13 protein-coding genes, 1 tRNA gene and 2 pseudogenes are annotated in these 14,515 nt (G+C 66.0%); 7 read left to right on the top strand and 9 right to left on the bottom strand.

Annotated elements, in window-relative coordinates; all coding sequences use genetic code 11:
* Nucleotides 1-178: 178 nt before the first annotated feature.
* The 3 genes from ATO4_RS24675 (at nt 179) to ATO4_RS24665 (ending at nt 2,198) form a co-directional block, all read left to right on the top strand.
* Complete coding sequence (locus ATO4_RS24675; protein ID WP_083594447.1) at nt 179-610, top strand: helix-turn-helix transcriptional regulator; 432 nt, start codon at nt 179-181, stop codon at nt 608-610.
* A 508-nt stretch (nt 611-1,118) separates the two neighbouring features.
* Nucleotides 1,119-1,793, top strand: a complete 675-nt coding sequence (locus ATO4_RS24670; RefSeq protein ID WP_176223157.1) for a LuxR C-terminal-related transcriptional regulator — start codon at nt 1,119-1,121, stop codon at nt 1,791-1,793.
* Between the two features lie 114 nt (nt 1,794-1,907).
* Nucleotides 1,908-2,198, top strand: a complete 291-nt coding sequence (locus ATO4_RS24665; RefSeq protein WP_210191137.1) for a hypothetical protein — start codon at nt 1,908-1,910, stop codon at nt 2,196-2,198.
* 74 nt (nt 2,199-2,272) lie between these two features.
* Here the strand turns inward: ATO4_RS24665 and ATO4_RS27475 are convergent.
* Nucleotides 2,273-2,461: pseudogene (locus ATO4_RS27475) on the bottom strand (M20/M25/M40 family metallo-hydrolase); the annotation flags it as partial.
* A gap of 4 nt (nt 2,462-2,465) precedes the next feature.
* Between ATO4_RS27475 and ATO4_RS28550 the strand changes: the two are divergent.
* A pseudogene (locus tag ATO4_RS28550) lies at nt 2,466-2,609 on the top strand (IS110 family transposase); the annotation flags it as partial.
* A gap of 94 nt (nt 2,610-2,703) precedes the next feature.
* On the opposite strand, the gene ATO4_RS27935 reads toward ATO4_RS28550, so the two are convergent.
* From ATO4_RS27935 to ATO4_RS24635, 5 genes are all read right to left on the bottom strand, one after another.
* Nucleotides 2,704-3,105, bottom strand: a complete 402-nt coding sequence (locus ATO4_RS27935; protein ID WP_176223156.1) for a DUF6634 family protein — start codon at nt 3,103-3,105, stop codon at nt 2,704-2,706.
* A 257-nt stretch (nt 3,106-3,362) separates the two neighbouring features.
* Complete coding sequence (locus tag ATO4_RS24650; RefSeq protein WP_083594434.1) at nt 3,363-4,178, bottom strand: hypothetical protein; 816 nt, start codon at nt 4,176-4,178, stop codon at nt 3,363-3,365.
* A complete protein-coding gene (locus tag ATO4_RS24645; protein ID WP_176223155.1) occupies nt 4,175-5,686 on the bottom strand; it encodes an ATP-binding protein in 1,512 nt (503 codons plus the stop codon). Before ATO4_RS24645 ends, ATO4_RS24650 begins: the two co-directional genes overlap by 4 nt.
* 188 nt (nt 5,687-5,874) lie before the next feature.
* Complete coding sequence (locus ATO4_RS27465; protein WP_139802678.1) at nt 5,875-6,246, bottom strand: hypothetical protein; 372 nt, start codon at nt 6,244-6,246, stop codon at nt 5,875-5,877.
* Nucleotides 6,247-6,346: 100 nt separating this feature from the next.
* Nucleotides 6,347-7,306, bottom strand: a complete 960-nt coding sequence (locus tag ATO4_RS24635; protein WP_083594429.1) for a hypothetical protein — start codon at nt 7,304-7,306, stop codon at nt 6,347-6,349.
* Between the two features lie 897 nt (nt 7,307-8,203).
* Here ATO4_RS24635 and ATO4_RS27930 point away from each other — a divergent pair.
* The 3 genes from ATO4_RS27930 (at nt 8,204) to ATO4_RS24625 (ending at nt 10,418) form a co-directional block, all read left to right on the top strand.
* Entirely contained in the window at nt 8,204-8,359 is a 156-nt protein-coding gene (locus ATO4_RS27930; RefSeq protein WP_176223154.1) for a hypothetical protein, read from the top strand.
* Between the two features lie 506 nt (nt 8,360-8,865).
* Nucleotides 8,866-10,005, top strand: coding sequence for a hypothetical protein (locus tag ATO4_RS24630; protein WP_083594428.1), 1,140 nt, complete (start codon nt 8,866-8,868; stop codon nt 10,003-10,005).
* A gap of 59 nt (nt 10,006-10,064) precedes the next feature.
* A complete protein-coding gene (locus ATO4_RS24625) occupies nt 10,065-10,418 on the top strand; it encodes a hypothetical protein (protein WP_083594427.1) in 354 nt (117 codons plus the stop codon).
* 603 nt (nt 10,419-11,021) lie between these two features.
* Here the strand turns inward: ATO4_RS24625 and ATO4_RS24620 are convergent.
* The 3 genes from ATO4_RS24620 to speB form a co-directional block, all read right to left on the bottom strand.
* Nucleotides 11,022-12,962, bottom strand: a complete 1,941-nt coding sequence (locus tag ATO4_RS24620) for a DUF6538 domain-containing protein (protein WP_348626480.1) — start codon at nt 12,960-12,962, stop codon at nt 11,022-11,024.
* A gap of 83 nt (nt 12,963-13,045) precedes the next feature.
* A tRNA-Ser gene (locus tag ATO4_RS24615) sits at nt 13,046-13,135 on the bottom strand.
* Nucleotides 13,136-13,410: 275 nt separating this feature from the next.
* Nucleotides 13,411-14,448 (bottom strand): agmatinase, encoded by a 1,038-nt coding sequence (gene speB / locus ATO4_RS24610; RefSeq protein ID WP_083594425.1) that lies wholly within the window; start codon nt 14,446-14,448, stop codon nt 13,411-13,413.
* Nucleotides 14,449-14,515 lie beyond the last annotated feature (67 nt).

Here is a 14,515-nt window from a genome sequence, read left to right as displayed (position 1 = left end):
TCGGCGCGTTGGAATCCCCAAAGGGATGCTTTTGTCTCGGTTAATCCACTACCCCGCTTTCGAGACTGAAACGCTTGGGGGGGGCGTGGTTTCATGAAGGCGATGTCCCGCACCCGCGATGGGTGGCGCCACGCGGGTCGAGCCTCGCCACCATCATCCTCCATTGCGGCGCACCGACATGTCCCGAGTCAGCGATTTCGATCACCTCATTGCCCTGCGTATCAGACAGCGGCGGGTTCTGATCGGCATGAGCCAGACGGGGCTCGCGCGAGCCGTCGGAGTGACGTTTCAGCAGATCCAGAAGTATGAGAGCGGCAAGAACCGCGTCAGCGTCGGTCGCCTTCAGCAAATTGCCGTTGCACTCGGCCTCCCCGTCTCGGACTTCTTCGACGCGGCAAGCTGGCCGAAGTCATTCGGCGGATCGCTGGAAAGCTTCGTCACCACCCGCGAGGGCGTAGAGCTGACGACGGCATTCATGCATCTGGCAAGTCGCCAGATCCGCTATCGGATCATTCGTCTGATAGTAGCAATCACCGATTCCCAGGCGGAGGCGCCTTCCTCCGCGCATGCGGCGGATCGGTATCAGAAGAGCAAACCTGAGAGTCTTTAGAGGGGGTTTTATCCGACTGGTCGAGATAGGTTCGCCGATCACTGTAAATCCGCAATCAGCATCGCCGATAAGGTCGGAATCGCGGAACGCAGGCAAAGATGCGAGTTGCGGCTATGCCGTCGACGTTGTGCAACCCGATGACGACAATGCCGCAGGTGATATTCCGTATCCTACAGCCAAAAGCAATGAAATATATTCTAATATTCTCGATGAAGACGGGCATATTGTGTAATATAAGATATTCAATAAGAAATTCTATAAAGAATAATTCATTTTATAGTAGATATATTATGGGAAATTTACACCAAAAATGCCTAGCTTGCTGCGTGTTTGAAAGATATATCATCGCGGTCAATGAAATTTGTGACCCCTGCAAGAAGAACTTACCTCAAAGGGGTACCACTATCGATATGGTTCACTCTCGGTTGTGGGTCCGCCATAGTCGATTGCTGGGGCATTTGAGCCGCTGTTCAGGTGGTTCCATCGAAGCGATAGAATGGTGATTGGAATGGTATTCTCCCAAGATATCGTCATCAGCGACCCGGATATGGTCGAAACGTGGTCGTCGATGCTGGGCACCGAAATCAGGAACGCGATCCTGATCGGCGGCGTTCAACTGGCCCTTGGCCATCGTTTCAATACTTTTTCGCAACAACTTCTGTTCGTCATGGTTCGATCTGTCGATGCACGATTGATGGATCAACTTGCCGCTCTCAAAGCTGTACAACCGGGAGCCAGGATCGTCCTGTTAGCTACAGGTTACACGAAAGGCGACTGCCACCGGGCCGAGCGGACCGGCATTGATGGGGTTCTACCCCTCTGTGGGTGCCTAGAAACGAGCCGTGTCATGCTCGACAAGCTGCGGTCAGGCGATCGCGTCTTTGCGCTCGAACACGCCACCGACGGTGCAGCGGACGGAGCCGATGAGGATGTCACTAGCGGCGAATCCGCGGCCGAGAACGGGAAATTGCGGCCGCCGCCAATGCGCGAGCTCACGGAGGCGGACTGCGAGATATTGACCTGCCTGATGGAAGGACTCCCGAACAAGCTGATTGCCCGCCGATATGATGTCTCGGAGGCAACGGTCAAGATTCGATTGCGGAGCCTGCTGCGCAAGCTCGGCGTAACCAACCGCACGCAGGCCGCGATATGGGCTCTCGACAATCTAGCATTTGAGAACTGATCGCCACCGTCGTTCGTGAATGCCATTGAACTGAACTGATGCGGTGGATGCCCCGACGCAGCGGCATCTTGTATGCCATGACGGTTCTATAGGAACCACGCGGAGGGCGCATCAATGACGAAGATCAGCATGTTGGCGATCGACCTGGCAAAGGGAAGCTTTCAGGTCTGCGCCGTCGGGCCGGATGGGGCGGTTCTCTACAATCGGGCTCTGTCGCGGCCGCGTTTGATGGCATTACTAGCCGGCGAACCGACTTGCGTGGTGGCGATGGAGGCCTGCGCGACGTCGCATCACTGGGGCCGGGTGGCGCAGGCGCACGGCCACGAGGTCCGGCTGGTTCCCGCCGTCTACGTGAAGCCTTTCGTCAAGCGCCAGAGTGAGGCGGATAAGACAACGATCCAGTGAATCGTTCTCCCGCCGAACGATCGCGCGGATGCCGAAGCGATTGCGGAGGCGGCGTCGCGACCCTCGATGCGCTTTAGCAGCATGGTGGTGTGGCCGTCATGGCCGCAGCCATGGAAGGCGCCGGGATTCTGCGAGCGGTAGGGAAGGTTGGTCTGCTCCTCCATCGGCAGGGCGTCCATGTCGGCCCGAAGGCCGATGGTGCGCCCCGCGCCGCCGGTGCCCCGCAGGATGCCGACGACACCGGTGACGCCGATGCCCTCATTAGCGGTGAAGAGCCCCGAGACGCAGGGCCGTGCAGTCGCCTTCCGCACCCACCAGTGCCTGGTGCGGCAAAGGACGCAACTGATCAACGCGCTTCGTGGCCATCTGGCCGAGTTCGGACTTGTGGCGCCGAAGGGGCCGGCGAACCTCAAAGTGCTGGAGGATGCGCTCGCCGACGAGGCCAGTGATCTGCCTGCCGTCGTGCGAGAGATGGGCGCGATATATCTTGGGCAGATCGCGCAGCTCACGGAGGTGATCGAGCGGCTGGCGGATGAACTTGAGGCAGCCTCGAAGACGGACACGGAGCTTCGAAGGCTCTGCACCATACCTGGGATCGGGCCGGTAGCCGATAGAACCTGCTCATCGTGCGCGCGTAACCATGATGTGGCGCGAAGACATGGAGCTCCGAGGTGACGGAACGGTGGCCGCGGGCGATCAATGGATGGCCGTGGACGGTTCCGGTGAGGCAGGGTTGCAGGCGCATGCCGAGCGACCAGTCGTCGAGGATCGGGGCTTGCGAGAGTTCGCGCCGGCTTGGCGCGTCGCCTTGGCGGATGCGCTCGAGGTCGGCGACGAGGCGGTGCAGGAGCTCGAGCTCCTCGTCGAGATGGCGGGTGTTGCCGTCGGCGGTGATGAAGATGCTCATGGGATGACCTTTCTGGCAGCCGGTGACGGCTGGCGGTGTGGTGTGGGGACTGAGCGTCAGGGGCCGAGGACCGCCATGGCGCCCTCTGCAATCTCGGCCGAGCCGATGGGAGGGCAGGCTCGAACTGAGAAGCTGGTGGTTGCGGTGCCGATTGCTCGAATAGCGACAGTCGCCAAGCCGATGGCGGCCGCCGCGACGGGCAGCGGCACACTGGCCGATCCCGACGTCAGGGACACCGGGATGCCACTGCCGCCGCCTTATCCCGATGGCTCCGGGATGGACGGCCTCGCGCTGTCCCTCGTGTCGAGGATCGCTGCGATCTCGCCCGCGTCGAGCGTGCCCGCCTTCGCGAGAGCGGCCGCAAGTCGCAGAAGCCGGTTGCGATGCGCCTCGACGATGTGTTGGGCCATCTCCATTGCGGCCTGGAGCCGCGCATCGACGCGGTCGAGGAGATCCCGGTCGCGCAGCAACAGGTGTCCGGCGAGATCGACGTCGCGGTGGACCAGCGGATGGTCGGCGCCGAGGCCGAGGCTGGTCTCCATGGAAAGCGCGATGCGGGTGGCTTGAGCAAGATCGCTATAGGCCGGCCCGCCGCTCGCCCCGGTGACGGCATCGAACACCGCCGCCTCCGCCGCGCGACCACCGAGACAGACGGCGAGCCGCTTCGTGAGCCACGTCTCGGTCTGCACCGCCGGCGGCTCCTCGGTGGTGGTCGAGCCGCCGTCCGCGTCCATGACGGAAAGGGCAAGAACCACGCCGATCTCCAGGACATGCCGCAGAAGCGCATGTCCCGCCTCGTGGACGGCGATGCGGTAGCGAAGCTCCGGCGAGCGCTGAGGCCTTGCGCGGAGAAGCGCTGTCTCGAGATCGGCATAGACCAGAGGGCGCTGCTGCCGCCGCGTCCGGCCGCGTGCCTCGCGCACCAGCCGCTCGATGTCGGCGCCGCTGAGGCCGACCGCAAGGCGGGCGAGACGATCGAGGGCCTCTTCGACAGAGACCGACGGGAGTGACGCCGAGGGCGATGCTGACGCCTCCGCTTCGGTCTGCGCGGGATTGTGGGCGGATTGGATCATGATCTTGGCTCCTCCGGGCTGTGCAACGGGGCCGTCCACGGCGCGTCGCCGGAACCGTGGGCAGCGATCTCCTGCCCGTCGGCGTCCAACGTGTCCTGATCTCGTCCTTGTGGCGGCGACTCCTGCGGCGGAGCGCTGGCCGCGACGGCGGCGAGATCGGCGCCGAGGTGATGGGTGAGGATTCCGGTCAGCGCCCGGCGGTCCGGCATCGGGATCTCGACATGACGCTCCAGGCGGCCGGAGCGGCGAAGCGCCGGGTCGATCATCTCCGGACGGTTGGTCGCGGCGACGATGATCACGCCGTCGGTCTTCACAGCGCCGTCCATCAGCTCGAGGGCTTTGTTGACGACAGCGTTCCAGTAGTCGGCAAAGTCCTTGTCCATCGACACGCGCTGGCCGATGCCGTCGACCTCGTCGATCAGGAGCACCGCTGGCGCCAGTGCCCTCGCAAGTTCGAAAGTGGTGTTCATCCGCCCAAGGACCCTGCCAAGATAGCCCGACTCCAGCCAGGTCGAGACGGACGAGGCGATGAGCGGAACCTCCAAGGTATTGGCGAGCGCGCGGGCGAAAGTGGTCTTGCCGGTGCCCGGCGGCCCGGAAAGCAGCAGGCGCGAGCTGACCTCACTCCAGGCAAGCCGCCCCTCCCGCCACAGGTCGCAATCGGCGGCGAGATCGAGGGCAAAATCCTTCGCCTCGCCGATACCCGCGAGTGTATCGATTGACAAACGTCGGGGATCGGACAAGTCCGCGGGCTCGATCAGCTCGGCGCCCGAGGCGCTGAGCAGCTTGCGGTTGGGCTTGGAGAGCGATCGGGATCCGCGACCGCCGCCTTTGTTCTGTGCAGCAGCCGTCCCACCTCCGCCGCCGTCCTCGTCGCCGCCGCCGTTTCCATGACCGCCCGTCTTCTTCGTCCCAGAGGATGGCGCACTCGCTTCCTCCGATGCAAGCCAGGCCAGAATGGCGAGGCTGCGCTCCGGCGAAAGGCCCGGCCGGATGGCGAAAGCGAGATCGGCAATGGCGAGCTGCGACAGGTCGATCCGGTCGATCCCGACTGCTTCACCCGCCAGCCGCACGGCGTGCTCGTCCATCCCGGTGACGGCTGCAACGGTCGCTAGGACGATCGCCGCGTCGAGGGATCCAGCGTCGAGCGTCAGATCGGCGGCGAGGCCAAGCACCGTGGGAATGCCGACCTCGCTTACCGCGAGCAGCGGCAGGCTGCGCCGCATGGCAGCACCGAGATGCCTGAGCCAGGCCCCGTCGGTGTGAGCACTGTCGTCGCGGCGGAGCGAGGCCGTGGCGATGGTGAAGTCGGTGTCGTCGACAGGAGCGATCCAGCCTCGCGTCCACTCCCGGATGCTGCCGATGTCGGAGGAATCCACCGCGCCGGGCAGAAGCTCACCCTCGTCGAGCAGCCGGAGGGCCGCTCCGGCAAAACCCGGCACGTCCGCTTCCAACGTGACGATGGTGCCGGGCTGCCTGAACAGGGCGCCGAGATCGGCGCGGGTCACGTCGGCCCAGGCGAGCGCCCGGTCGATCAGCAGGCGGGCTGCGAGGGCGCCGGCGTCGAGGCGGGACGGGCCGCCTTCGCTCACGGCCGGATCGCTCGCACTGGGACCGGGGTTCCGTCGTGGATCGGCCGCCACGGGCATGGTGATCCGAGGCCGCTTCAGTGGCCGGGAGCGGCGCACTTTCCGGCTCATCGGATCTCTCCTCTGCGGGTGATGGTGACGCGCGTCGCCGAGGACGCGGCGTGACGCTGCTCCATCCAATCCGCGACAAGGCGGCAGGTCGGATCGCCCAGGGCGGCCAGGCGCTGGAGCCGGTCGGTGATCGGCGTGGGAAGCACCGCTTCGGGGTGACGCATGCGAGCGTGCCGCAGGGCCAGACCGACGATGACGGCGGGATCGCCGTCCGGCGCAGCGGATGGAGCTGCCGTGCCGGTCGCGGCGTCAATCGGATCGAGGTCGGCCAGCGCCAGGCCTGTTGAGCCGGGGCTGGCCGGGTCGGTGCTGGCTGTGGGGACGCGTCGCTCATTGTGGATCGATGGCTGAAGGGTGTTCATGGACATGGCTTTCTCGTTCACCGAAGGCGAAGCCAACGGCGGCAAAACAGATCGACGGGTGGAAGGAGCCCAGCGCGCCTCTTGGGCGCCCGGCGTCAGGCAGCGGTCAGGCGGCAGCCCTCGGCCGTGCGACGCCGACGCGGATCATCCGGGCCGAGGGCGGCATCGCGGAAATCATTTCCGCTCCGGGCCCTTCCACGCAGTCGCCCTGATCGCCATCGCGCGGGCCGCCATTGCCTCGGCTGGTGGAGCAGGCTCGTGAGGCCCGCCTTGCGGAAGTGGCCTCGTCCTCGTGGCCATAGCTTCTCACCACGCGCTCGGCCTCGGCCTTCAGCAACTCCCGCATGCGCTCGCCGAAGCTGATCCGCATCGCCTGCATGGCGGCGGCGGCGCCGTCGATCTCCAGGAGGTCGTCGATCTCGTCCAGCGCCCAGATCCCGGCGTCATGATCGCTCGGCGCGCTCGCCCCGTCGACGATGGCGATGCCCACCTCGTCGACCATCAGCCGCTGGTGCTCCCGGTAGAGCCAGTCGGGCAGGATCAGCGAGACGGCCAGCATCCGCCGCTTCAAATCCTCGAGCCGGTTGGTGTCGAGATAGGAGGCGACCGACCGCTTCATGTCGATGACGGTGGCGGTGTGGCGGGCGCGGTTCACGACGATCAGATCCGGCGTGTAGCTCATCCGCGTCCGCGCCTCGGCGTCGAAGGCAAGCCCCTTCAGCCGACCGGATCGATTCCGGGCGATCGCCTCCAGCGCCGCGGGCGTCACGGGCAGGCGCAGGCTCTGAGAGAGGATCACGAGGTCGGCGTTGCGCTGGCCGAGCGCGATCATCGCCCGCTCGAGAAGCTTGCCCTCGTGGAAGGAGAGCGAGCGGATGAGCGAGGCGAGCCCGACATAGTCGCCGAGGACGGCGTCCGGCGCGGGCACGCTGGCGGTGACGTCGGCAATCGTTCCGTCGATCAACGGCGCGAGATCGCGCTCGGCCTCGAGGGGCATGAGCCGGGGGCGCCGGTCGCGGGTGGTCTTCTCGTCGGCATGCGCCGCAAGGTGGGGAAAGTGGTTCAAGGCAGGTCTCCGGTTCGAGACGATCGCAGCACGGCACGGGGCACGGCGGCGGCGCGGGCAGCCGGATGCATCCCCCAACAGGTGCGGAGCGCACCCACTGTCAGGCGGCAGGCCAGCAAGCCCGGCAGACGCCGGTCATCGGAGCGGATGCAGGAAGCCCCACATGCGCCGTCGCGGCCGTGTCCGATCGTCTCGGAGTTGATTGGAAGTCGGATGGAGGCTCGCGGGCCTCAGGCGGCGCGCATCTCGCGGTGGCCTATGCCAGCGCCAGGGCCGTTCGGCGGCGCGGAGCATCCGACGGTCAGGAGACCTGTTCTCGAATCGATGAAGACGTTATGGCTCGTCATAGCCCAAGACCTCTATATCAGGTTGCGGGTCAGGCCTCCGCCGGGTGCGTCAACACCCGCGGGGGCCGTTACTGTTCCGGCTGTTCCGGAATGCCGCTCAACCTGACGCCCGCAACCATCGATCGCAAGGCGCCTGAACGAGCAACGCGATCGCATGGTTAACGCGAAGCGATCGCAACGACGTTCCGCCCGACGCGCCATGGCGCGATCGGCAGCGGCTCCGGTCAGTCCATCAGGGGGCGGGCGGGCGCTGACCGGGGCCATTGCAGTCGGGGCGCCTGCCGTTCTCGCAGCGCGCCGATGCCTCGTCTGGCCAAGCTTTCGATGAACGTGCCCGCAAGCCGGTTCACATCGCGCGCGGATCGGGATGCTTCGGGACAAGTTGCGCAAATCCGATTCAATCAGACGAGTGGGCGATTCAAGGCCGGACATCTTCGTTGCGAAGTTCAGGATATCCGATTCAGCGCGGCCGCTGATCGTCGTCGCCGTGGCCGTTTACCCAAGATGAAGCGCCGGTCACTCGAAACGCGTCAGGCTGCATCGAGACAAGTTGCGGATCCTCGTTGCAGAACCAGAGATCGGCGATTCAGTCCTCGAGGAAGCCGTGTCGAAACCCGAGCCTGACGATTCAAAGCCGCATGACGGCGTTGCCATGCTCAGGGTCGGCGTTGCGGCGGCAAACAGCGTTGAACCGACGCCGCCGTGAGCCGGTCAGCACCGGACCCGGGGAGCGCGGTGACAGATCGTCACCCGACGCCTCGGCCGGGCATCTACTTCATCGTCCGGGACGGCATGAACGAGATCTTTGGCGGCCGGTCCGCGGCGCAGCCCCTGCCGAAACCGCCATCTTCTTCAAGCCTAGCCGGGAGGAGCGATCTCTTGAACGAGGAAGTAACGCCAGGTTTAGAATCTTTATTCTGGACGGTCATGGAGCTTATGCAGCGTTAATAAAGTCCTTTTTCTGTGGATAAGTGCTCGCATAGAAAGTCATTATGAAGCACTGTGACAGATGTTACTTTAGATTGATCTGCGTGGTGGTTCGACGTGCTTCTTCGTCCGAGGTAGAATGGCTTCAATGTTTCCCGCAGACGCGGCGCGTCTGCGGGAGGCAGATCGGACATTGGAACAGAGAGGCACGCCGAGATGGCAGTGAACGTGAATGACCCCGCACCGACGGGAAGTGGCATCGACAGGACAAAGGAGACCGCGCGTGTGAAGGGCGCGGGCAAGCGTGCGCCTGTCCCGGGCGTCGAGGAGGCGATCGACAGCCTCGACGCGGCGGCGCGCCAGCGCATCGAGACGCTCGAGGCCGAGATCCGGGCGCTCGGCCGCGCTGGCACCGACCAGATCTTCACCCTCGGCGAGCACCTCGACACCGCCGCGGCCATCCTGAAGGACGAGACCTTCACGCAGTGGGTGAAGACCCGCTTCGACATGACCGACCGCCACGCCCGCACCATCCGAAACGTGCACCGCCACCTCGGCCACGTGCGCGCGGCCTGCGTGCGCCACGAGATCAAGCCGACGGTGCTCTACCACCTCGTCGCGGCCGACCGCTCAGTCGTCGACGCCGTCGTCGCCTCCTTCGAACGGGGGGAGCGGTTGAAGGTGCGCGAGGTCAGGGCGCTGGTCGATGGCGTGGCCGGGGATGGTGAGGACGGTGGTGACGAGGCTGCCGCGGCGCCCGGCGACCGGGGCGGCTTGAAGGGGCTGAAGGGGCTCGCTGCCAGCAAGCAAGCGCGACAGATCAAGAGCGTCCGGGCGGCGCTCGCCGTGATCGGCAGGGAGGTCGAGGCGGCGCTTGAGCCGGCCAGCCGCGGCAAGAGGGTCCTCAAGGGCAAGCTCGCCGACGCCGTCATGGCGACGGCGCGCCTTGCCGAGCGTGAGCTGATCGAGCTCATCCTCGACATCGAGGTAGACTCGCTCGCCGGATCCCAGAACCTGCGCCACGTCCGGCTGCCGGAGACGCGCTGGCAGGACGTCCTGTCAATGCTCGGCACCCTGGCCGGAGGCGCTGAATCCCTGCCGAGGAACGGCGAACTGACGCCGTGGCTGACCGACGAGGTGCTGCCATTGGTCGCCTTCGCCCTCGAGGGCGAGGACGGCAAACCGTCCGCAGCCGCGGTCAGCGCGGCGGCTGGAGCCGACATCGACGCCGATCCGGACGAGGATGCGGAGACCGACGAGGCGCCTGCCACCGATGCCGCTGCAGAGGCCGGGCCTGAGGGTCGGGCAATCCGGCGCAGGGACGCCGACGCCGGTGAGGTCGACGGCACGCAGCCGGACGCCGACGAGTTCTCCGATCCGGTTGCGGCGTCAGTCGCCACGCCGGTCCTCGGCAGCGCCGCCTGACGTCCGTTCCGGTCCCGCCACCGCGGCGGGGCCGGAAGCCCCATTGACCGGAGACCCCCATGCCCCGATCTCGAACTGACCGAAACGAAACCCAAGCTGCCTATCAGCGGGCCTACCGCGTCGAGCAGAAGGCGAAGCGCAAGCCATCGCGCGACGACGTCGCCCGGGTCGCGCTGCACTGGGCGATCACCCGGGCGCTGACCAAGGAGCCGCAGTACCTGACGAAGCTGCGGGCGACCATCGTCGAGCGCCTTGTGGCCCAGGGCTTCGACCGGAACGCCGCGGCCGCCCGCTTCGACGAGCTGACCGACAGCTACGAAGACGGCTGGACTTTCCAGCGTAAGCCGCACCTGGCGAGGACCGACGGAGCCAAGGCGGTCGAGGAAGAGCAGGACGGCGGGTCCGGCCGTTGACTGGCGCCCGCCTGCGGGCGCGCCCCATCAGCAGGGGTTGCCAGCGGCGTCTGATCGCCAGTCCATCGGCCGCGCGGGACACCTTGCATGGCGGCCGCGGCTTTGCAGGACCGACGCCACGCAGGCGCATGCAGCGCCCGGACTTCGGCGGCCTACGCCCCCCTGACATCGGTGGCCAGCAATTGTGGAGCCGACAAGCTGCCGAAGACGAAGCCACGGCTCACGCCGCCACTCTCTTCCAGCCTGTCGGCGGCCGCGACCGGATCGTTCTCCATTGCAGACCGAAGCCCCGGATCGCTGGCGGGACCTTCCAAGCACCCGAACCCCAACCCGGAGGCGCAACCACCCTGACGATACGGTCTCGCGCAAACGCCGTAGGTCTCAAAAAGCTAAAACGCTCCCATTACTCCATGAAACGCCGTTGGCCTTTGAATCGGAAATCTCGAGAGCCGGTCCGACGTTGCCAAAGCAGAAACCATCTCCGACAGGCCGCCCGGCGATCCATCCGAACTTCGAATGGGCGCAGCGCCGGAGAGTGCGCCGCATCCGATCGCTCGCAACGCACGGGAGCCGGTGTCTCGACCGACCCCGCAACGACCGTCCTCATTCGAGCTGGTCCCGCACCTGCCGCCCGGCCTTGCGCTTGCGCGTGGCGAGCCGGTCGAAGTCGAGGCCCCGGAACACCGAGAAGTCGATCTCGGGATTGAGCGGCAGCTTCGCGAGTTCCCGCGCGCGGATCTCGGTGATCGACTTGAAGCCGTAGCCCTCATGTTCATCGACGGCGACGGCATGCCCCGCCTGCAGCCGGCGATCGCGGGAATCGATCTTGCTGTCGCGCATGTCCTCGATCTGCCCGCCGCGCAGCGAGTGGAACACCTCCTTGCGGCTCTTCGGGATCCCCGCGCGGGCAAACAGCCGGCCCATGTAGGACGAGGCGCTCTTGCTCGGATCGGCAAGGCGCATCAGCTCCGGAAACAGGAAGGCGTCGCCCTGTGCCATCGCCCAGTCGACGAAGCCGATCTCAGCCAGGAACTCGTGCAGCACGAAGAAGGTGGTGCTGGCGTCCGTCTTGTAGGGGACACGGCTCCAGCGCCCGTCGATCAGTGTGATGCCCGACGTCTGCGCAACATAAACCCCACGATACTTCTCGCGGATGTCGTTGCCCTTCAGATGGATCAGGAGCCCGATCCGGCGGCCGGTGAGATGGCCGAGCAGCGGCAGGAGGATGTTGTCGAGAAGGCCGCTCTCGGCGCCCACCCGGAAGACGGCCGAGATGCGCTCCGCACTCAGCGGCTCGGCACTGACGGCGGGCGTCGCCGTCTTCGGCCACCAGACCTTGGCCCTGGCAAACGGATCAGCATAGCCGAGCGTGGCGCTCCTGTAGCCGATCATCGTCTTCACGATGCTCACATAGCCATGCTGCAGCGCGTTGCGTGATAACGGCCGGAGATGCAGGTCGCGATTCGCCTCGATGATCTCGCGGGCAGGCGCGTCCTTCGGCCGCTGCGATTGCATGGCGGGCCAGAAGGTCAGGAGGCTGATATAGGCCTGGAGGTCGGCGGGCGTGTAGGTGTCGACCGGATGATCGCCGATCAGCTCGATGAAGAGATCGCGCCGGAAGCGCGCCGTCTTGAGATCCTTGTTGGTTTCGCCCGAAGCCCCGGCGCGGGCCGCCAGATACTCCTCTGAGACGTCGCTGAACATCGGCATGCGGGAGACCGAGCGCTTGACGAAGCGGCGGTCGCGCTTGAAGGCCGGGATCGGGCGGCCCTGCTCGTCGAGCTCCTGGTCTTCGGCGGCGCCATCGTTGCCGGGTTCGGGCATTGAGGCGACCCGGGGGCTTGCCGGGTCCTGCGACGGCTGGTCCGTCAGAGGCATCGCCGCCGCCGGCTCCTCGGGCTTCAGGAACTCATACGGTTCCCGGGCCGGCTGCGCGGATGCCGCGGCGGGAATGGCCGCGCCGCTCAGCTTTTTGACATATGTCGACTTCAGGACCTCGACGTTGTCGACGATCAGCGGATTGCCGTCCGCACCCTTGGCGACCTCCCGCGCAATCCCGACGAGCCCGCGCCAGCCTTCGAAGCGCCGCTCCTCTGCCTGCGTCGGTGGCGGCGGATCCCGCCGGATGATCGACGTGTGGGCCTTCATCCAGCCCCGCATCTCGGCCCACACTTCCCCGGGCGTCGAACCCGAGAACATGTATTCGGGCTCGAACGCCTCGTCTTCCGGCCTGTCGTCCTCCTCCGCCAATCGCCTGTTCCTCATCTCGTCGAAGCGCCGCCGTGATTCGGCGGCGAGAAGGTCCGCCATGCGCCGGGCCTCGCGAGCCGGGCAAGCACCGAGGCTGATCCGGATCGGCGCCGAGCCCCGGCCGCCGCCGAGATCCTTCGGCACCCTAATCTGAAAAAGGTAAGTCGTTCCTGACCGCACGAGATACGGCCCTGCACCGCGCGGCCGAGCAGGCGGTCCGCCCTTGGCCTTTTCCCGCCGTTCCCGCGATACACGGGACGATACCCCGCACGATACACGCCCTGACTTGTCCATCCGAAACACTCCCGAAGGGGCGTGCCAGGAGGCAAAAATGCCGGAAAATGCGGGATTTCAATTGGCGGAGAGTGGAAAAACCATGGCGGAGAGGGGGGGATTCGAACCCCCGATACGGTTGCCCGTATGCCGCATTTCGAGTGCGGTGCATTCGACCACTCTGCCACCTCTCCAAAGGTGCGTCGGGAAGCAGCGCTGCGGGTCGAGGTGACCGGACCAGCTGTTCCGAACCCGGCCGGCAAGCCACGGGGGCAAGCAGTCGGAAACGCCGGAGCGAGGGTCATCCTCTCCGGCGCGTGGGTCTCTTAGCAAAGCGTCGCTCCGTCTGACAAGACAAAAGACGCCGTGACGTGCAGAATCTCCAGATGCGTCGCTGTGTTCGCTGCACGAAAACTCTCGGTCGCATCGCTGCGATGCGGGGCTCGGCATGCGCGGCGGCCGGCAGCCGTCAGGGGAGGGCGAGGCGGGCGAGGCTGAGGAGTTCGAACAGCATCTGGGCGCCGGCATGGGCGGTGTTGGTGGTGGCGTCGTATTGCGGCGCCACCTCGACGACGTCGCCGCCGATCATCCGGATGCCGGCGAGGCCACGCAGGATCGCCTGGGCCTCCCGCGTCGTCAGGCCGCCGATCTCCGGCGTGCCGGTGCCGGGGGCGAAGGCGGGGTCGAGGCTGTCGATGTCGAAGGAGACGTAGACCGGTCCGTCGCCGACGACGTCTCTTGCCCGGCGGACGATGTCCGCGACGCCGAGATCGGCAATCGCCTCGGCGTGGATCACGGTCATGCCGGATTGCGCGGAAAACTCCCAGAGATACTCCGAGGAGCCGCGGATGCCGATCTGGATGGTGCGTTCGGGATCGAGGACGCCGTCGAGGACGGCCTGGCGGAACGGTCCGCCATGGTGGAACTTGCAGCCGTCGAAGGGGCCGGACGTGTCGCAATGGGCGTCGATGTGGATCATCCCCACCGGCCGGCCGGCGCCGAGCGCCTTCAGGATCGGCAGCGAGATCGAGTGGTCGCCGCCGACGAACAGCGGCAGGACGCCGGCCGCGGCGATCGCCGCCGCCGTCCGTTCGATGTCCTCGTGGGAGGTGGCGAGATCGAAGCGCGAGCGGAACGGCACGTCGCCGATGTCGGCGACGGCGATCTCATGGGTCGGCATGGTCTTCAGGACGTGGTTGTACGGCCCGACGCGCTCGATCGTGCGCAGCGCCCGCGGCCCGAAGCGCGAGCCGTTGCGATTGGTGACGCCGAGATCCATCGGCACGCCGATCATCGCCACCTGCAGATCGCCGAAATCCGGCGCGGTCCAGTCGATGGCGCGGTAGGGCACGTCGAGCAGCGTCGGCAGGCCGGCATAAGGGGCGACGCGGGTGCCGCTCGGATCGAACAGCCGGTCGGCGACGGCAGCAAAGCCGGCGTCGTAGATCCGGCGCTCGTTGTCGCCGGCAAATCGCTGGCGGAGCGCTGCGAGCTTCTGTTCATCCATCCGTCGATACCTTCGTCATGAGTTTCTCTGCCAGATGGTGGGTCGGCAACACATGCATCCTCTCGGC

This window comes from Aurantimonas sp. 22II-16-19i, assembly GCF_002088275.1.
Classification (GTDB): domain Bacteria; phylum Pseudomonadota; class Alphaproteobacteria; order Rhizobiales; family Rhizobiaceae; genus Jiella.
Note: the sequence above shows the minus strand (reverse complement) of the source record. Positions and strands in the feature narration are given on the sequence as shown.

Bases quoted from the DNA above. Each gene is read 5' to 3' on its own strand.
- ATO4_RS24670 (WP_176223157.1), top strand. From the start codon at position 1,119: ATGGTATTCTCCCAAGATATCGTCATCAGCGACCCGGATATGGTCGAA.
- ATO4_RS24650 (WP_083594434.1), bottom strand. From the start codon at position 4,178: ATGATCCAATCCGCCCACAATCCCGCGCAGACCGAAGCGGAGGCGTCA.
- speB (WP_083594425.1), bottom strand. From the start codon at position 14,448: ATGGATGAACAGAAGCTCGCAGCGCTCCGCCAGCGATTTGCCGGCGAC.
- ATO4_RS24675 (WP_083594447.1), top strand. From the start codon at position 179: ATGTCCCGAGTCAGCGATTTCGATCACCTCATTGCCCTGCGTATCAGA.
- ATO4_RS24620 (WP_348626480.1), bottom strand. From the start codon at position 12,962: ATGGACAAGTCAGGGCGTGTATCGTGCGGGGTATCGTCCCGTGTATCG.
- ATO4_RS27465 (WP_139802678.1), bottom strand. From the start codon at position 6,246: ATGTCCATGAACACCCTTCAGCCATCGATCCACAATGAGCGACGCGTC.
- ATO4_RS24625 (WP_083594427.1), top strand. From the start codon at position 10,065: ATGCCCCGATCTCGAACTGACCGAAACGAAACCCAAGCTGCCTATCAG.
- ATO4_RS24665 (WP_210191137.1), top strand. From the start codon at position 1,908: ATGACGAAGATCAGCATGTTGGCGATCGACCTGGCAAAGGGAAGCTTT.
- ATO4_RS27935 (WP_176223156.1), bottom strand. From the start codon at position 3,105: ATGAGCATCTTCATCACCGCCGACGGCAACACCCGCCATCTCGACGAG.